Genomic DNA, 19268 nt, shown 5'->3' on the forward strand with positions numbered 1-19268 from the left:
TATTATAAAATATACCTTTTACAACAAGAAGGGATTGAGTTTTTTGAAAACCTGGATATTTACAGGATTATGCGATAAGCGAGATTTGATGTTATCGCTTTGTGCTTTGATGACATCAGCCGGTCAAAAAGTATTGTTGATAGATGCAACCTTAGAACATCGTTATCGCTACTACAGTGGCAATTCAGATTATATACAGACAATCACTGAATTTGCAGGATTTGATCTGGCAACTGGTTTTGAATCTTTGGAACAGATCAATCAGCAATTATCACATACAGGTGAAGATTGTACTCTTTACGATTATATTCTTTGCGACTTGGAACAGCATTCTTTCTACAATCGAGAACAATGGACAGATGCACAAGAGCATATCTGGGTGAGTGATTATGATCGATTAACAATCGACAAAAGTATTGCTTGGTTTGAGCAATGGTATCAAAATATGCAAACGCAAAACAAAGCTAACTTTGTACCCTCATTTCAATTGACATTTATTCATACGATAGATTGCTCATTAGAAACAGAGTATATCCGTAGTCATTTAGAACATTTGCATATTGCATGGAATACAGAGGTTATTACTATTCCATGGACAGAATCAGATATGGCTTTAAAACTAGAAAATGAATACGCAGAAAAGTTACGTATTCGTCCATTATCCCGTTTGTTCAAAAAAGGATTGTGTGAACTTACAGGTCAGATCAGTGGCATGGAAAATAAAGAAATTAAAAAAGCGCTGAAACAAGCAGAAAGGAAAAGAGCATGAGCACAGTAATGTTTTGGAGTCCACAAGCAGGGCATGGTAGAACATCTTCACATACTGCATTAGTGACATTGACAGCAGCACTACAATATCGATTGCGGATATTAGTCTGCCATAATCAATCTCAAGGTGACAGTATAGAAAGTGGATTAATGGCACAAGGAAATATGATATCGACTGCTTATCAGGAATCAGATATCGGTATTGATAGTGTGCGTAGATTGTTATCGTCGCGCAAGCTAAACAAAAATAATATCTCGGATTATACCATTCCATTATTAAAAGATCGGTTAGACCTGTTACCAGGAACGATGATTGCATCTCATTCTACTTCTGTAGAAGAAGATTCAGATTGGCAAGATATTTTGAGTATTGCTAATGAGTATTATGATCTTGTGATAGTAGATGTAGGGTCAGGTATGGATAAAGTAGAATTATTAAAGCAAGCAGATAACGTAGTAGTGAATATGAGTCAGAATATCAATCATCTCGAGACATTTTTTAATAATGCTAACCAATGGGCAAATATTCATCAGCAACCCTGGACAACAGTGTTAGGAGCTTATGACGCTGATTCCAAATGTGCTATTGCTAATATTCGTCGCAAATTCAGCTTAAAGCAAAATATATTTGCGATAGAAAATGATGCTCAATTTAGAGATGCATGGAATGCCAAGACATTGCTATCATTTGTTCGTCGTAATCTTGGAGTAACTCAGCCACGTAAATATGCTGAATTGTTTAAGCAGACGACGATGTTAACAGAACATCTATTGACGCAATTGAATGAGGGGCATGATCACAAGCGACTTGGAGAGGGGAAGCTTCATGCTATTTGAAAATTGGATCAATATGACTTTGATTATTATCGTTCTGCTAATTCTAGGTCTGTTACTGTTTGCACGTCATCGCCGGGCAGCCCTTGCAGGTAACGATATTGCTGTCAATCACAGTCAAGAGCATACATTGTCTGCATTGATTCAATATGTTAAAGATCAATTGCATGATATGAGCCATAGTCGTTTATCCGATTATGGACTGAATGAAGAAGAGTACCGACGCAGAATAGCAAAGCGTACAGAATTACGCCAGGCACTAAAAGGATGTATTTCTGGAGATGTAATGGATAAGCGTTATGTTAAAGATTTTATTGCAGGTCTATTGCACAAAGGATACGGGCTTAACGAAGCTAATATTAATCAAATTATTCCGTTTGACCAAGAAGAACGCCTAACTACAGGTGAACAGTTTGATATTTTATTATACCGCTATATTAGCGAATATGGACGTGATGGACTATCGATATTGATCGATACATATGATCTTGCAGCGCCTAAGTTAATCGAGACGGATGGAGATAGCTTATCTTATGCAATTACAGAGCATGATATCCAACAAATTTTCAGACAAGAATATCGGCCGTTAACTTTTGAAGAAAAATTAGATATCGTCACCCAAAAAGTCTATCAGCATTATAAAGGATTCTCTGTAATCGATGAAATTAGAGATCAACGGGTCGATGGAGTCAGTGGCGGAGTAAGTGGTGTACTTGAAGATTCCGGTCAATTAACACCACGTTATATGCCTAACCCTAAAGACCAAGTCACAGAACCACCTGCTAAAGGATGGGAAAGTGTATGGCTATTTTATAAAGGAAAATCGATTCATTTGTCGTTTCTCAGCTTTGGTTCTGTGCGTGAATTAAAAAGGGTCTGTCAAAATATTTACAAATACAATCATCCAGGACAATTGTCAGAAGCAAATGGTTACAAAGTGAATGAAATGAAAGATGGATCGCGGATTGTTGTTGTACGTCCTCCTTTTGCCGAATCATGGGCGTTTTTTGTTCGTAAGTTCGATGTGCAAAATGCTACATTGGAACAACTGATTCGTGGCGATCAATCTGCAATGGTAATTGAAATGCTAGTTTACTTAATGAAAGGAGCACGTATTACTTCGATTACAGGTGCTCAAGGTTCCGGTAAAACTACGTTATTAATGGCACTGGTAAAGCATATTTATGCTTCTTACACATTAAGGGTACAAGAAATGGCATCAGAACTTCATTTACGTGAAATCTATAGTCGTCGTAATATTTTGAGCTTTCGTGAAACAGAAAATGTATCCGGTCAACAAGGACTTGATGTGCAAAAGAAAACCGATGGAACAGTTAATATTTTGGGAGAAGTTGCTACAGATGAAGTTGCTGCGTGGATGATTCAGATGGCACAGGTTGCCAGTTTGTTCACTATTTTTACCCATCATGCGAAGACGTTTCGTGATCTGATCTATTCTTTACGTAACTCACTACTCAAAACAGGTGTTTTTCAAAATGAAGTGATCGCTGAAGAACAAGTTGTCAGTGTAATTAACTTTGATATTCATTTAAAAAGAGATGCTGAAGGACAACGTTATATCGAACGAATTACCGAATGTGTTCCTGTAGCAGATCTCAGCGAAGAAGAAGGTCATAATCAGCGTTACACCTTTATCGCGCGTAATATTATTGAATATCATGATGGAGTGTATGTAGCGGTTCATCCATTGTCTACAAAAAATCAAATCGAAATGCAAGAGCAAATGACTACCCAAGATCGTGTTTTATTTGAGCGGTTTGTAAATACGTATTGGGGGCAAGCTGTATGAGTATCAAGCATTTGCTTATCGCTGTATTAATTGTATGTGCAGTCGGAATGGCAGTTGTGATTGTATTGTACCGGATACAACATAATCGTAGTCGCCATTTGACAGCAATGATGCCTTCTGAAAAAAATCAAGATCTACGTAAAAAATGGCAAGCATGGCATTACCAAACGTTACAACAATCGTATATGGTTGCAATGAAAATTCCACTTCTAGGCAATTATGTACTACGTATTCGCAAACGACTTACCAGTATTCATGCGTATGAAGAATGGGAATTACGTCGCCGTACGATGGCAGTAACGTGGATGATTATAGGCATACTAGGTGGATCAATAATCATTTTGATTATTCGTAATCCTGATCCATTGTTCTTTATTATGCTTTGTATAGCGGCAGTAGTACTCAATAGTATGTTTATCGAAGCATATGCAGGTCGATTAGAACGAAGATTGTTACGTCAAATGGTTGATCTGTTAGCAGATGTTAGACATCACTATCATCGTCATGGCATGGTCGATGAATCTTTATACGAAGCCGCAGAATACGCTGCTCCTGAGATTGCTCTACATGCTAACTTGATCGTCGAAGCATTAACGGATCAACATCCCGAAGAACGATTAGAGCAATATTACGAGACAGCTCCTAATCGCTTTCTCAAAGCTTTTGCGGGTATATCCGGCATGGTAATGGAATACGGAGATAAAGTAAGACAAGACGGCTCTATGTATCTTAGAGGGCTAAGTAATCTCACCAAAGAGATTCATTTAGAAATTTTAAGGCGAGATAAGCTTGATTATTTGCTCAAAAGTCTAAATATTATCGTGCTTGTACCGATTTTCTTTACCAATCCGATCGAACAATGGGCACGTAGTAACTTTCCAGCTATGGATGATTTTTATACCAGTAAATTAGGATTTATAGCTCGAATCTTTATTTTTATCCTTATTCTAATTAGCTATCTGTTACTGCAAAAATTACAAACATATGATGAAACTACTTATCGCGCAGGCAAAGACTATCATTCCTGGGAGCAAGTATTGCTGAAATGGAAATGGTTCAGCAAAATCGTTTTTCTAGCATCCGCCGGAGAAAATCCACTTCATAAATATCGTTTAGACAAATTACTAAATGATGTCAATGCCCGTATAACAGTGGAGTGGTTGCAAGTGCGTAGATTAGTTCTTTGTATTGTATGTTTTGGTATTACGCTGTCAGCAGGAATTATTCTTCATCAGCAAGCCAAAGAAATGATTCTGTATGCTCCTGTCAAAAACGATATGTTATTTGGTTCTATGTCTATCGATGAGCAAAAAAATGCAGAAGAACTATCAGCTTTGGATCGTCAAATTATGTTGTCTGTTGGATTATCCAGTCAAGCGACATACGAACAGATTGCTACGCAAGTGAACAACTCTGGAAAATTTCGAGATCAAGAGCAGATTAATACGACAACCGATCGAATTTTGCTCAAGCTCAAAGCATACGATACCGAGTATTTTCGCTGGTGGGAGTTGCTGATTGCTTTACTTACTGCTTTTATCGCTTATCAAGTTCCTGTATGGATGCTTTATTTCCAGAAAAAAGCACGCAGTATGGATATGAAGCATGAAGTGTACCAATTCCATACAGTGATCTCTATGCTAAGTGGAATGGATCGTATGTCTGTTGAAGTGATTTTAGAATGGATGAATCGATTCGCTGTGATCTTTAAATTGCCACTACAGAAATGCTTGCTTCATTATGAGCATGGACCTGAAGATGCGCTAGAACAACTCAAAGATGAAGTGTCATTTCCTGAGTTCGGCAAGCTAGTAGACAAACTACATCTGGCTGTAGACAAAATTCCGATTCCGCAAGCATTTGATGATCTGGAAAGTGATATGTCTTATTACTTTGAACAACGTCGCCAAGAATATGAAAAAATGATCGAAACAAAAGCAACATGGGGCAAAATGATCGGCTTTACTCCGATGTATGCTTTGATCTTTCTTTATCTAGTATTGCCACTGATTGGTATGAGCTTTAGTCAGATGGAAGTCTATTACGATCAGATTCAAAAAATATAGCTATTAATAACCAATAAACCTTATAAACTACAAAACAAATAACGGAGGGTTTTACAATGAATAATGCTTCAACCGCTTTAAAAGTAGCCGCAGGAATATTTTTAACGATCGCTTTAATAACGATTGTAGTAATCTTGTTTATTTCTGCACAAGAAGCTACCAAAACAGCACAAAATAACTTTGCTGATATCCAAACAGAATTATCTCAAGCTTCTTATACAGTCTATGATGGAACAACTATCAGTGGTTCTCAAGTAACTAATGCTTTGCGTAAATTTAGCGGTAAAGAGCAATTCGGCGTTCAGGTAACAACGGGTAAAAACAAAGGATCAAATGGACAATGGTATGGTAATACTTTAAATACAAGCGGAGAATTAACTTCAGATTCTTATGGATCAGTCACTGCTAAAGCGAATGGCGATATGAATAATACGATGACAGAATCGAGTCCAGAGTATGTTAACCCGAGCGGTAAATTCAAAGCTGCGATTATTAAAGATCGTTCCAACGTAGTACGTGGTCTTGTATTCACCCAGCAGTAAGGAATAATGTATGGATAATAGTACAAAAAGTATGCTGTGGCTAGCTGTTCAACTATTTTTGTTTGGAACAGCTTGCCTTGCGGCACTTTATTTAAGTGGTGGTATTCAGAAAGTAAATCAATTGTCAGAACCTGTGATGCAAGGACAAAAACAAAGTGTTCAGCAGTATATTGGAATTTCAGAACCATTGACATATACAGGGGCGCAGGTAAGACAATCGATTGCTCAGATTCAAGAGATCGGTGTAGATATGCAAATCGATGCTACCCTTTATCCTCATGCGATAAAACCTGAACCATCTGAATTACTGAGAATAGACGTCAATCGTACGTATCAAGTTACTTACCAGACGAATCCACAAGGTAAAGTGGTTACTATTCTATTTCGTTAATCAATATGATGTAGTAGCCCATAGTTCTATACCACAGAACGATCAAGGAGAACGCTATGAATTCGATGTCCAAAGTATTTGCCGCTTTTCTTGCGGTAGCTTTATTATATGTATTTCCGACGATGCAAGCGGCAGAGCGACAAGACGATCTTTCTCAGATGATGGTTTATAATGCAGTTGTTCAATTTACAGATGCTGTACGCACTAAAGGATATGTAACACCCACTATGTATAACGATTTCACACGCGAAATAAATGCCACAGGTAATGAGTATAATGTGCAAATCGAACATTTACACAAAACATATCATCCTGAATATACAGATCCAGCGAATCCTAATACTTTTCAAAATAAATTTACAACTGTCTATGAGGGATACTATGAAAATGCAATCATGCCTGTATTGTATCCAGATAATAGTACCCCCAAAGACGATCAAAGCAGACAATACCGTTTACAAAATGGAGACTATTTTACTGTAAAAGTAGAAAGTACAAATCGAACAATGGCAGCGATATTGCGCGGAATGCTAGGAATCGAAGGAAATCAGAATCGTTCTGCTGTACTTGCACGTTATGGAGGTATGGTGCTCAATGAAGATTACTGATTTTGCTATTTTGTTTGTTATTATTTTCTTTCCGCTATTTTGGCTGAGCAGCTTACATACCGATGAACAGGCACAAGCATCCAGTCTACAGATTTCGTATACTACAGCGCTTCGTACAGCTACGCAAGATGCAGGTCAAGTGATGAGTACAAATGAGCAACAGCAATATGAAGCAGGATACTCCTCAGAGAAATTTTTTCGAGCAGATAAAGAGTTAGCATTACATACGTTTCTGAATACACTGTATTTAAACTTTGGTATTCGCGGAGATGAATCTGCACAGCAAAATCTATTACACTATATCCCTGCAATCGTAGTGATTGATTATGATGGTTATTATATTTATGCGACCGAAGATTATACAGGTGCTGATGGAATGCCGAACGCTAGACATATCTGGCATCCCAAAAAGCCATATGCGTATTCTGATGTGCAAGGCAATAGTGTGCAATTTACTCTGGATCATGAGGTACATGTTGTTGAAGCCAGTACAGGTAAAGTATTAGACGGACAAGCAGAGCAGTTAGCTGATCAGACGAATATAGCACTTTTAGATCAAATGGATACTTTTGAACAAGTGAGACGGACAGCGATAGTAAATTCAATCCAAAAAGATTTGGCTTACTATATCAATAAACATAATGAATATGCTTCTCGTTACGGAATTTCTTATACATTTACATTACCGACGATCTCGCAAGAAGAATGGAACAATAGTATTGATGATATCGGTATTATTTCTTTTTTACAGGGTATTCCTACCGGTAGCGGATATTACAACAATTATGCACTTGGTGGAGGACGATTGGTGAAAAAGACCTCCTGGTTAGGAACAACAGATCCTGATTCTGGAATCAAGTACGCTTATCCTAATGGCTGTAAATTACCTGCACCTGCTCAAGATTTATTTACCGATGCCAAAGAAGCTGCGAAATCAGGATATTTTCTACGAGATTGTCGCAATCCTTTAATACATTAATTTGTATACAATAAAATAGCTTTTTTAAATCAAAAGTCATACAAAAAAACCAGAACCTTAAAAAAGGTTACTGGTTTTTGGTGTTTAACTACCGATCATCATTTGGCAGATTGTGAATCAAACTTAATTTTAATAATGATAAAAATTCACCAAGTTTCATCAAGGTGTTGAGCATAGTAAGAAATCCCTCTTTTGAAGTATTGAAGATGTTCATCAGAAGTCGTTTCCATTAGATTAGCCAAAACAATCTCCATAGCCTGTTTGTAATCTTTTGAATTATACAGAGCCATTGAATAAAATATTTGAAGACCACGGTGTTCAGGAAACTCTGTCACACCTCGATGTAAAGTTTCAACTGCTTTTTGATAGTAACCTAAATAACGGTAGGTACTGCCAAGACCAAGCAAACATCTTTGAAGATTTGCTCCGTTAAGACCTTGTTCAATTGCCTTTACGTAATAAGGGATAGCTTCATTCGGATATCCGGAATTATCGTGAACCATTCCAGTCTGGTAATTTACTTCAGCGTGATCTGGATAGGTAGCGACCATTTCTAAAAGAAGAGAACGTGCTTCCTTCAGAATTTGTTGGTCTTGCTTAGCACGTCCTTCTTCACGCAATTCGTTGGCTTTTTCTAAAAGCAAATGCAATTTTGTTGCATCTGTAGTAGTTACTCTTTTATCATTCATTTTTAAAACTCCCTCAAATTTAGTATTGCAAATAGCAAAGTAACATTATAAAAACAATACTTTGGGAGAGTTCATTAATTTTGAAAGTGACTTTGTAAAAACATTTTCATAGCCTTTTAATTCCTCCTTAGAAATCAGGAATAAACCCCAAGGTTCTTTTTTATACTAGGCTGTTTATTAACTAAAGTCAAAATCAATTTCAAAGTATTCAGTGGTTTATAATATTCTCAACAAGCTATGTCTTAAAATTAATGCAACTTACTTCTAAAGTAACAACTTGCAGTTAAATTTAATTCTTAAAAGTAAGTAATAGATTCTTGATCTTTTCATAGAATGACAAAAATCTTTAACGATAATAAGATTACTTTAATTCTCTCAAACTATTCGTAAAAGTATACATTTATTCTATCAATCAGAAAATGAATGTAAAAAAATGAAAATTTTCAGTTCTAGACAGCTTCTGCTTATGTTACAATACACTCTGTAGCAATTTTGTAACGGTGTATATTTAAAAAAGAGATATTTAACATAGACAGGAGCATTATTTAGTATGAGTTTGTTATCAGTAGAAAATGTAACACATAATTTTGGAGACCGAACATTATTTCGGGATGTATCTTTTCGTCTGCTTGCTGGAGAGCATGTAGGCTTAGTAGGTGCAAATGGTGCTGGCAAATCAACATTGATGAATATTATGACAGGTAAACTGTTAAAAGATAGCGGTAAAGTCGAATGGGCTCCGCGTGTACGTTATGGTTATTTAGATCAGCATACCAAGTTAACAGAAGGAAAAACTGTACGTGATGTGCTGAAAGATGCTTTTCTGCCATTGCTAGAATTAGAACAAGAGTTAAATGAAGTCACCAATCAGATGGGTGAAGCATCCCCAGAACAATTGGAAATATTGTTAGAACGAATGGGTGATATTCAAGAGCAACTGGAAATCGGAGACTTTTATCTGTTAGATACCAAAGTTGAAGATATGGCTTACGGTCTTGGACTCAATGTTATTGGACTTGATAAAGACGTAACAGCTTTGAGCGGTGGACAACGTACCAAAGTACTGCTTGCCAAGCTGTTACTGGAAAAGCCTAATGTATTGTTGCTGGATGAGCCTACCAACTATCTGGACGTAGAACATATTCAATGGCTAACTCGTTATTTGCAAGAATATCCACATGCTTTCGTATTGATCTCGCATGATACAGATTTTATGAATCAAGTGGTTAATGTCATTTATCATTTGGAATTTGCTAAATTAAATCGCTATACAGCTGATTATAATAAGTTCCTAGAAATGGCTGATATTCAAAAGCATCAACATATTGAAGCATTTGAGAAACAGCAAGATTTTATCAAAAAACAAGAAGAATTTATTCAAAAAAATAAAGCACGTGCATCTACATCAGGTCGTGCAAAAAGTCGTGAAAAGCAATTAAATCGTATTGAACGAATCGACAAACCAGAAGAATTTGCCAAACCAACATTTAATTTCAAAGAAGCTCGTGCCAGTAGCAAAACAGTCTTTGAAGGTAAAGACTTTGAGATTGGGTATACACATGCGTTATTGCCTAAAATGACTATGAATATTGAACGTGGCGAAAAAATTGCGATCGTTGGTTGTAACGGTGTAGGTAAATCAACGTTGCTCAAAACGATTCTTGGTAAACTTCAACCGGTAAGTGGTAAAACATATCTTGGTGATTATTTGCATTCTGCGTATTTTGAGCAGGAAGTACGTCCAGATCAATTGACACCGATTGATGAAGTATGGAATGAATTTTCACATTTAAGTCAAAATGAAGTGCGTGGTCATCTTGCACGTTGCGGTCTGAAAAATGAGCATATTACGCGTCCAATGCGTATGTTAAGTGGTGGAGAACAAGCGAAAGTACGTTTGTGCAAACTATTACTGCGTGAAAGCAACTGGGTATTATTTGATGAACCAACTAATCACTTGGATGTACATGCAAAAAATGAATTAAAACGCGCGTTAAAAGCATATAAAGGCACAGTATTGCTTGTGTCTCACGAACCTGAATTTTATGAAGACTGGGTTACTAAAATTTGGGATGTTGAAGAGTGGTCTGAAGCGAAAGCAAAATAAAAAGTTTTAGTCTTTTGAAGCTGTAATTGCGGATTATAATCATTAATGTTGATACTGTATTTGATAAGATGAATTGATCAAGTATGTATTTGGTTATCTTTCTCAGTGCTTTGTATAAAGTGTTAGAATCATTTGCTTTATTGAATAGTCTTTGCTAAGATGAATAACAAATTGAATAGCTTGAATGCACTAGGGGGGCCGTTTGAGGCTGAGATGAAAGCACATATTGCTTTCGGACCCTTTGTACCTGATCTGGATCATACCAGCGTAGGGAAGTGGTAGCAGAGTTGCGGAAATATTGCATACAAAATAATCTAGACGATCAAGTCGATGAAGTAATCAAGAATAGACAGTAGTAATCATCTACTGACTAGGCTATTACTACAGATTATACAATTTCCGTTCTTTCTAAATAATCTTGTTTGATCGGAAATATCGATCATTATTTTCTAGATCTATACTAGCCACTTCTTGTAATAAAGAAGTGGCTTTTTTGTGTTTTATTCTATCTATTTGTGTAAAGGAGAGATGTTTTTAGCATGGAACTTCATGCGATTAGTACTGGTCAGCAGTCGATGACCGAACTGATAGAGATAGCATCACAGATATCCCCCTGGGTGACTGTTATTCATATTCGGGAAAAAAAGTGGTCTGATCTTCAGATCGTTGATACGATTCAACAACTGATAGACAAAGGTGTTCCGCGATCGCAATTACGGATCAATAGTCGACCACAATTAGCAGTAGATATGAAGCTCGGAGGAGTACATTTAAGCGAAAATATGTCTTACCACTCAGAAAAAAATTCTTATCTAGCTAATGATGATAAAACCCCGTTGGTATGGAAAGTAGGACGATCTGTTCATCACATAGATCAAGCGTTACGAGCAGAGCAAGAAGGAGTAGATTACATTTTTTATGGACATATCTATTCTACTACGTCTAAGCCTGATCTATCTCCGCGAGGATTGATTCAATTGGAACAAATATGCCATGCAGTATCTATACCTGTCATTGCAATTGGTGGTATTCAGCCATCACATTGTCAGGATATTTATCAAACAGGCGCTAAAGGAATTGCAGTAATGTCTGGTATTTTCCAAGCAGATCATCCTAAACATGTCTGTCAGCAATATCATGCAAGTATTCAAAATATGATATCTACCAATCTATAACTACAAAGAAAGAAGTGAATGAGATGATGGGTCATTTATCCAATCTCAATACTAAACATTATGATGTAATCGTTGTAGGGGCAGGAGTGATTGGAGCTGCTCTAGCATATGAACTGGCACAGCAAGGGGTCAAAGTAGCTTTACTTGAAAAAAGCACACCCGCTGCTGGTGCATCAGGCGCCGCCGGTGGCATGTTAGCCGCTCATTCTGAGCATTTCATGAATGCAGAACTGCATCACTTGGCACTCTATAGTCAATCGCTGTATAGCAAGCTTGCTACTGATCTACTTGAGCAAACAGGTATAGATATTGGATTGCGAACAGAGGGATTTTTACTTCCTTTGACTGAAAAAGATTCTAAACTGTTACATGAAGAGCGATTATATGAAGATCAATCACAGGAAAACAGTAATGATCAATCTTCAAATACTCAATATCAAAATGCTCAACATCAACTGGATCATCAAGATTTTTTTCGCGATAACGATATTCTTTCTAATATTGAGACAATTGATCATACCAATACCAATACCAATACCAATACCAATACCAATACCAATACCAATACCAATACCAATACCAAAAAGTGGTGGAGTCCATCTTATCTAGCTCAAGTAGAACCACAACTGTATGCTCCATCAGGTATGATCTACAATCCAGATGAACCGCAATTAATTCCAGCGTTGCTTAATCAAGCGCTTGTACAAGCTGCTATTCAATATGGGGTCGACTTTTATCCAGAAACAGAAGTCTTACGTTTACTGTATCAGCAAAATACCTCTCAGATTAAAGGTGTCGTTAGTAATAAAGGCAATCTATCTGCCGAACAGGTGGTTTTGACAACAGGTATAAGTACTCAACAACTGCTAGCAAAAGAGCAATACACATTACCTTTTATTCCAATCAAAGGCGAATTAATCGAAGTCAGTACTCCTTCAAAATGGCTTGGACATACGATCTATGGAGAAGGGATTTATATTATTCCCAAAAGTGATCATCGACTCTGGATCGGTGCTACCAGTAAACCTAATCGAATCGATACAAATGTAGAGATTTCGGCTATCGCTCAGTTATTATCTCAAGCTGAACAATATTTGCCTGCAATAGGCTCAGCAACTTTTGTAAGGTGTTGGTCAGGTATAAGACCGGGAACACCGGATGAATTGCCTTATTTGGGTCGGATCGAGCCGATTACTGGTTTATGGACAGCTTCAGGTCATTATCGTAATGGTATTTTACTAGCGGCTGGCACAGCAAAATATATGGCACAAGCTTTGATAACCAATCATACAGCGCATATTCCAGACTGTTTTGCTCCGGCAAGGGCTTTGCAAAAATGCAGTGATCTAGCTATACGGAAAGGAGTCACTACATGGAACTGATTATCAACGGTCATCTCAAATATATAGAGCCTGAACACAATACTGTATCCAAATTGCTAGAGTCTTTATCACTAGGTCACAAAACAGTGATTGTAGAGCATAACCAACACATTTTACAAAAAGAAGAGCACCCGCATATTACGCTGGCAGACAAAGACATATTAGAGATTGTACATTTTGTAGGAGGTGGCTGATTTGTTAACGATAGGTACACATACATTTACATCAAGGCTATTACTGGGCACAGGGAAATTTACAGATTTGCAGATTCAGAATCAAGCGGTAGAAGCATCAGGTACCGAAGTGCTAACATTTGCAGTAAGACGATTGAATCTAGATCAAGTGAACGAACCGAATTTTTTAGAAATGCTGGATCTTCAAAAATATAAATTATTGCCTAATACCGCAGGAGCCAAAACAGCCGAAGAAGCGATTCGGATAGCACGTCTGGCAAAAGCTTCTGGATTATGTGATATGATAAAAGTAGAAGTTATCGGAGATGATACGTTGCTTTTACCTGATCCTTTGGAGACAGTCAAAGCTTGTGAAGTCTTGCTAGCAGAAGGATTTATTGTTCTGCCGTATATCTCTGATGATTATATGTTAGCCAAACGTCTACAGCAACTTGGTGTACATGCGATTATGCCTGGAGCTTCACCAATCGGTTCCGGTAAAGGAATACTTAATCCTGCGGCTTTGCAATGGATTATCGATCAAGCAACTGTACCTGTGATTGTAGATGCTGGTATACGCTCACCAAAAGATGCGGCGTATGCGATGGAACTTGGAGCCGATGCTGTACTACTGAATAGTGCTGTCTCTGGCGCAACCGATCCTGTCAAAATGGCAAAAGCAATGAAGCTAGGTGTAGAAGCAGGTCGATTAGGAAGGGAAGCAGGCATGATTCCTGTACGTGAGTATGCTGTGGCGAGCAGTCCAGCAGAAGGGATGATCACGACTTGAACGTGAATAATATCAGTAACCAGCAACAATCAGAACAACATAATCGCTATTCCAGACAAGTGCGATTTACTCCTTTAGGTCAAAAAGGTCAGCAACATCTGGCAGAATCGACTGTTCTTATCGTAGGTGCTGGAGCTTTGGGTTCTAGTTCAGCAGAGACACTCGTTCGTGCAGGGGTAGGCAAAGTGATTATTGCAGATCGGGATTATGTAGAATGGAGTAATCTGCAACGGCAACAGCTTTTTACAGAGCAAGATGCTCAAGATCGTATGCCCAAAGCAATCGCTGCTCAACGTCGTCTACAACAGATTAATTCTGAAGTGATCATTGAAGCTCATATTGCAGACGTAACGGCTGATGAAATGAATGATCTAGCCAAAGGAGTAGATCTAATTATGGATGCGACAGATAATTTTGAGACACGACTCATGATTAATGATATTTCGCAAAAATATAATATTCCTTGGATATATGGTGGTTGTGTAGGAAGCTACGGAATTACATTTACGATTATCCCGGGAGTTACTCCTTGCTTACAGTGCTTAATGGAATCTGCGCCACTTGGAGGAGATACTTGTGATACATCAGGTATTATTCCTCCTGCTGTTCAGATGGTTGTAGCTCATCAGTGTACAGAAGCGATTAAGATTCTTAGTGGCAATACCGATCAATTGCGCGGTACGCTGTTATCATTTGATCTATGGAATAACGAACAAGTGTCTATCAAAATGAGTAGTGCACGCAAACCGAATTGCCCTTCATGTGGCAGCCAACCCACGTACCCACATCTCACACAAGCCGGTCAAAGTAAAACAGAAGTATTATGTGGTAGAGATACTGTACAGATTCGCCCAGCACAAAAAATGCTGATAGATTTACAACAGACCGCTCAGCGCTTGGCCAAGCTTGAAGAAAATGAAGTGAGTGTTACACCTTTTTTAGTGTCTATGACGATGCCAAGCGAACAACGTCTTGTTATTTTCCGCGATGGTCGTGTAATGGTACATGGCACTAAAGATATAGCAGAAGCACGTACTTTATATCATCGTTACTTTGGCTAAAAAGGAGTGAATATAGTGACTAATATTGATAATCAATCGACATGGCCGATCTGGGCAACAGAATCTGTGGAGATTGTTCAACCTCATCCAGAGTGGATAGAGCAGGGGAAATTGTATAAAGATGAATTAACAAGGTTATTATCTTTATTCGATATGCAACATATTGAACATTTTGGTAGTACAGCGATACCTAATCTACCTGCCAAACCGATTATAGATATGATGGCAATTACAGATTCATTTGATCCATTACCTGCGATTATTCCTGTACTGGAAAAAGAAAACTGGCATTATGTGTCACCTGAATTAGATGGTAAGCCGCATCGTAGATTTTTTGTGAAAGTGATCAATGATAAACGGGTAGCTCATTTGCATATTGTTTTGCAACAAGGTCAGCAATGGCAAAATCAACTTCTGTTTCGTGATCGATTGATTGCACATCCAGAATGGGCAGAGCAATACGGGCAATTAAAACAACATCTTGCGATAGACAACAAAGATGATCGAGAAGCGTATACTCAAGCCAAAACAGAATTTGTACAACATATCCTTAATCAACAGGAGAAAATATAATCTCTGTGGACAGATATATTTCTTTAGATAGATAGGATAGAACATAATTCTATATATATGTGATCAAAATGATGGGTCAGCATTTGTTATTCTGTATTTCTTAATTGTTTATTTCTCACTTCTTATATAAATTATGAAAAAAATCCATCGGTCAGAGAACGTTCTCGTGATCGATGGATTTTTAAATTTGGTGTATTGTCACATTTTCGTGATGACTTATGATTAACTATGTAGCAGAAGTGAATCAAGGGGGCAACGAAAATCAATATCAGTGCAATTACCTATTTCATAGAGTTACATAACTGTCTTACAAAAAGAATATAAACAATTAATCTCTACTCTGAATAATTAACAATAAACCGCCTTCGATACTTACTGTACCTTCTTCATTGATCAGATGATTACTAATACCACGTGATTGACCCATGCGTAAAGTCGCTTGTTCTAGCGGATATTGAAATCCGTTTAACGTAATACCAGTTACTTCAGCGGTAACAGGCAGCAAAGAAATATAAGGGAAACCACGATTTTCAATAACAGCTTGTGTACTTGTAAGTGAAATATAATTATTCATATCCATAATGCTACAATTCACCTGATGTTGAACTGCTCGTACAAGCAGTTGTACATTTGCTAATGTATGATCAAATCGTGTACCCAGTGCACCCAAAATCAAAACGTCACGAATATGACGTTCCATCGCAATTTCGAAAGCAGCTTCAGTATCAGACCAATCTTTTTCAACCGAATCATAGACAATCAATTGATCGCTGTTAGCTTTAATATTTGCCAGATCATGTTCACGATCAGTAAGTGAATCGAAATCTCCGACAGCCACATGAGGATGAACACCATGTTCAATTAAAAATAAGGCTCCACGATCAGCACCGATAATCAAATCATCTTCTTGAATTTGTTGCAAAAAGTCAGGATGTAATTGACCACCCGAGAAAATAATAGCACGCTTCATCGACATGAATCAGCCCTCGTTTCATATCATACTGAGATCTATTGTATCGTTTATATGTGAATTTGGTATAAATAAAAAAAGATATATTGAAATTGTAGTTGCATAACTTTCTATCACACAGATACAATAGAAAAGACGAGCAATCAAACGAGTTACAGATTTTTTTGCTTGTGAAAGCGCGAACATCGTTATAAGCCGTTTGAAAGTTCGTTTTCTACTGTAAGTACTTAAAGAACTACAAATTTTAGATTTCAGGTAAAAAGTATTTTAAAGCAGCAGGAAGTTCTTTTTGCCAGAAGCCCCACAAATGTTTACCATCTTTTTCGCTATATTGTACAGTTGCTCCGCGTGCTTGCAAAAGATCACGAGTGTCCCGGTTCAATTGTACAAAATCGTAAATACCTGTATCGCTTTCAAAATCTGTTTCTTGCAGACCTACTATCATGTACACATTCAAGTCTGTAAGATTTTGAGCTTGTGCGATAATATCCTGACTTTGTTTATAGTAAGCACCAGATAGACTAATCACCTGCTGGAACAGTTCAGGATATAACAGGGACAGATGGATCGAAACGCTGCCGCCAAGTGAATCGCCAGCTAGAATTCGTTGATCAGGAGTACGTCGTACAGGATACTTTTGCTCGATATATGGAATGATTTCTTCTGCAAAGCAAGCAGTGTACTTTTCGAAGCGATCACCAAATGGAGCATATTCTTGTGTTCTGATCTTCGTATTTACTTCTACACCTACGATGATAAATGGTTCGATATTTTCATCAAGAATTAATTGGTTAGCATATGTAGCAATGCGACCAAAGTTGAAAAACTCTTCACCGTCCTGACAATACACAACAGGATAACTTAATACTTCATTATAGCCTGGCGGCAAGTAAATCCGTAATGTACGACTTTCACCAAGATGGCTGCTTTCGATTTGTTCTTTCAGTATTGTTCTTTTAAGATAACGGGAATCTGTCACAGTGATCACCTTTTTCGGGAATATTTTTTGCATTGCGTATCACAATGCGTTAAGATTGTTTCGTGCGGTCGTAAAGTCTTTGAATACAAAGATCGTAAAAGTGTTATACAAATATTAACCTGCTGTTATACATACAATAATACACATATCTACTAAATTTCAATGTATGTTTTGACGAATGGAGTAGAACAGGTGTATAATAATTCTATAACAGCGGGACATGATATTCAAATTTTTTATTGAGGTGAATAAAATGAGCAAGGTTCCTTATGAAGTTTATACGGAGGACGTGGAAGCTCTTTCCGTTCTTTCTCCTGAAGGCAAAATCGTCAACAAAGATTTACTACCTGATCTTAGCGATGATCAATTGAAAGAAATTATGTATCGTATGGTCTTCACACGTAGTTGGGATGATCGTGCAGTTAACTTAGGTCGTCAAGGTCGTCTCGGTTTCTATGCACCAGTATCTGGTCAAGAAGCTACAATGGTTGGTAGCGAATTCGCTTTGCAAAAAGAAGATTTCGTATGCCCGGGTTACCGTGATATTCCTCAGTTGGTATGGCACGGATTGCCACTTTATCAAGCATTCTTGTACTCTCGTGGACATCAACACGGTGGACAAATTCCTGATGGCGTTAACGTTTTGATGCCGCAAATCATCATTGGTGCACAAATTTTGCACGCAATGGGTATTGCTATGGCTTACAAATTGAAAAAACAAAAGCAAGTTGTTATTGCTTATACAGGTGATGGTGGTTCTTCTGAAGGTGACTTCTATGAAGGTCTTAACTATGCTGGTGTATACAAATTGCCTGTTATTTTCTTTGTACAAAACAACGGTTATGCAATTACAACTCCTTTCGCAAAACAAACGGCTGCATTATCTATCGCTCACAAAGCGGTTGCAGCAGGTATCAAAGGCGTAAAAGTAGACGGTATGGACGTTCTTGCTGTTATCAAAGCTGTCCAAGATGCTGCTGAACGCGGACGTAATGGTGAAGGTGCTACATTGATTGAAGCGGTTACTTATCGTTTCCGTCCTCACTCCATGTCTGATGATACAAGTAAATATCGTACTAAAGATGAAGAAGGTATCTGGAGTGAAAAAGATCCTATCGCTCGTCTTGCTAAATACTTGGCTGAAAAAGGTCTCTGGACTGATGAAGATACAGAGCGCGTAAGAGAAGAAGCTAAAGCTAAAGTAAACGAAGAAATCAAAAAAGCAGAGAAAACAGAGAAAATGACTGTTTCTGGCTTAATTGATAGCATGTTTGAACAAACACCTCAACACTTGGAAGAGCAAAAAGCTGATTTCGAATAAGAGGTTTCTAAAAATAGAGCGTTAATCTAGATCCTTGATGCGTGAACATG

General features: G+C 37.7%; 19 protein-coding genes, 1 pseudogene and 1 riboswitch. Of the genes and pseudogenes, 17 read left to right on the forward strand and 3 right to left on the reverse strand.

Going from position 1 to position 19268, the window contains the following annotated elements:
• Positions 1-43 precede the first annotated feature (43 nt).
• The 8 genes from ACFSGI_RS09195 to ACFSGI_RS09230 are packed head-to-tail and all read left to right on the forward strand — an operon-like array spanning position 44 to position 7998.
• Positions 44-769 (forward strand): hypothetical protein, encoded by a 726-nt coding sequence (locus tag ACFSGI_RS09195; RefSeq protein WP_204823832.1) that lies wholly within the window; start codon positions 44-46, stop codon positions 767-769.
• Entirely contained in the window at positions 766-1605 is an 840-nt protein-coding gene (locus ACFSGI_RS09200; RefSeq protein WP_204823833.1) for a MinD/ParA family ATP-binding protein, read from the forward strand. Before ACFSGI_RS09195 ends, ACFSGI_RS09200 begins: the two co-directional genes overlap by 4 nt.
• Positions 1595-3412, forward strand: coding sequence for an ATPase, T2SS/T4P/T4SS family (locus ACFSGI_RS09205; RefSeq protein ID WP_204823834.1), 1818 nt, complete (start codon positions 1595-1597; stop codon positions 3410-3412). Before ACFSGI_RS09200 ends, ACFSGI_RS09205 begins: the two co-directional genes overlap by 11 nt.
• Entirely contained in the window at positions 3409-5478 is a 2070-nt protein-coding gene (locus ACFSGI_RS09210) for a hypothetical protein (protein ID WP_204823835.1), read from the forward strand. Before ACFSGI_RS09205 ends, ACFSGI_RS09210 begins: the two co-directional genes overlap by 4 nt.
• Before the next feature lie 56 nt (positions 5479-5534).
• Entirely contained in the window at positions 5535-6020 is a 486-nt protein-coding gene (locus ACFSGI_RS09215) for an ABC transporter permease (RefSeq protein ID WP_204823836.1), read from the forward strand.
• Between the two features lie 10 nt (positions 6021-6030).
• Positions 6031-6411, forward strand: coding sequence for a hypothetical protein (locus ACFSGI_RS09220; protein WP_204823837.1), 381 nt, complete (start codon positions 6031-6033; stop codon positions 6409-6411).
• Between the two features lie 56 nt (positions 6412-6467).
• Entirely contained in the window at positions 6468-7019 is a 552-nt protein-coding gene (locus tag ACFSGI_RS09225) for a hypothetical protein (protein ID WP_204823838.1), read from the forward strand.
• Complete coding sequence (locus ACFSGI_RS09230; RefSeq protein WP_204823839.1) at positions 7006-7998, forward strand: hypothetical protein; 993 nt, start codon at positions 7006-7008, stop codon at positions 7996-7998. The genes ACFSGI_RS09225 and ACFSGI_RS09230 overlap by 14 nt, the downstream gene beginning before the upstream one ends.
• A 146-nt stretch (positions 7999-8144) precedes the next feature.
• Here the strand turns inward: ACFSGI_RS09230 and ACFSGI_RS09235 are convergent, their stop codons facing one another.
• The gene (locus ACFSGI_RS09235; RefSeq protein ID WP_204823840.1) at positions 8145-8687 is read right to left on the reverse strand and encodes a tetratricopeptide repeat protein; all 543 of its coding nucleotides are present in this window, start codon (positions 8685-8687) and stop codon (positions 8145-8147) included.
• 550 nt (positions 8688-9237) lie between these two features.
• Between ACFSGI_RS09235 and ACFSGI_RS23240 the strand changes: the two are divergent.
• The 8 genes and pseudogenes from ACFSGI_RS23240 to ACFSGI_RS09270 form a co-directional block, all read left to right on the forward strand.
• Positions 9238-9826, forward strand: a pseudogene (locus tag ACFSGI_RS23240) (ATP-binding cassette domain-containing protein); the annotation flags it as partial.
• A 74-nt stretch (positions 9827-9900) separates the two neighbouring features.
• Positions 9901-10794 (forward strand): ATP-binding cassette domain-containing protein, encoded by an 894-nt coding sequence (locus ACFSGI_RS23245; RefSeq protein WP_417629448.1) that lies wholly within the window; start codon positions 9901-9903, stop codon positions 10792-10794.
• A 181-nt stretch (positions 10795-10975) separates the two neighbouring features.
• Positions 10976-11085: riboswitch (TPP riboswitch) on the forward strand.
• A gap of 248 nt (positions 11086-11333) precedes the next feature.
• Positions 11334-11969 (forward strand): thiamine phosphate synthase, encoded by a 636-nt coding sequence (locus ACFSGI_RS09245; RefSeq protein WP_204823842.1) that lies wholly within the window; start codon positions 11334-11336, stop codon positions 11967-11969.
• Between the two features lie 23 nt (positions 11970-11992).
• On the forward strand, positions 11993-13351 hold the full coding sequence (locus ACFSGI_RS09250) for an NAD(P)/FAD-dependent oxidoreductase (RefSeq protein WP_204823843.1): 1359 nt from the start codon (positions 11993-11995) through the stop codon (positions 13349-13351).
• Positions 13342-13545 carry a sulfur carrier protein ThiS gene (gene thiS / locus ACFSGI_RS09255; RefSeq protein WP_204823844.1) on the forward strand — a complete coding sequence of 68 codons (204 nt, stop codon included), beginning with the start codon at positions 13342-13344 and terminating at the stop codon, positions 13543-13545. Before ACFSGI_RS09250 ends, thiS begins: the two co-directional genes overlap by 10 nt.
• Before the next feature lies 1 nt (position 13546).
• On the forward strand, positions 13547-14314 hold the full coding sequence (locus tag ACFSGI_RS09260; protein WP_204823845.1) for a thiazole synthase: 768 nt from the start codon (positions 13547-13549) through the stop codon (positions 14312-14314).
• Entirely contained in the window at positions 14311-15375 is a 1065-nt protein-coding gene (locus ACFSGI_RS09265; RefSeq protein ID WP_379283028.1) for a MoeB/ThiF family adenylyltransferase, read from the forward strand. Before ACFSGI_RS09260 ends, ACFSGI_RS09265 begins: the two co-directional genes overlap by 4 nt.
• Before the next feature lie 15 nt (positions 15376-15390).
• Entirely contained in the window at positions 15391-15948 is a 558-nt protein-coding gene (locus tag ACFSGI_RS09270) for a GrpB family protein (RefSeq protein ID WP_204823846.1), read from the forward strand.
• A 328-nt stretch (positions 15949-16276) separates the two neighbouring features.
• Here ACFSGI_RS09270 and ACFSGI_RS09275 read toward each other — a convergent pair whose 3' ends face one another.
• Entirely contained in the window at positions 16277-16924 is a 648-nt protein-coding gene (locus ACFSGI_RS09275; RefSeq protein WP_204823847.1) for a thiamine diphosphokinase, read from the reverse strand.
• A 238-nt stretch (positions 16925-17162) separates the two neighbouring features.
• The gene (locus ACFSGI_RS09280) at positions 17163-17897 is read right to left on the reverse strand and encodes an alpha/beta hydrolase (RefSeq protein ID WP_204823848.1); all 735 of its coding nucleotides are present in this window, start codon (positions 17895-17897) and stop codon (positions 17163-17165) included.
• Between the two features lie 253 nt (positions 17898-18150).
• Between ACFSGI_RS09280 and pdhA the strand changes: the two genes are divergently transcribed.
• On the forward strand, positions 18151-19218 hold the full coding sequence (pdhA, locus tag ACFSGI_RS09285; RefSeq protein ID WP_204823849.1) for a pyruvate dehydrogenase (acetyl-transferring) E1 component subunit alpha: 1068 nt from the start codon (positions 18151-18153) through the stop codon (positions 19216-19218).
• The last annotated feature ends 50 nt before the right edge of the window (positions 19219-19268 follow it).

It is taken from the genome of Paenibacillus nicotianae, from assembly GCF_042681745.1.
Lineage (GTDB): Bacteria > Bacillota > Bacilli > Paenibacillales > Paenibacillaceae > Saccharibacillus > Saccharibacillus nicotianae.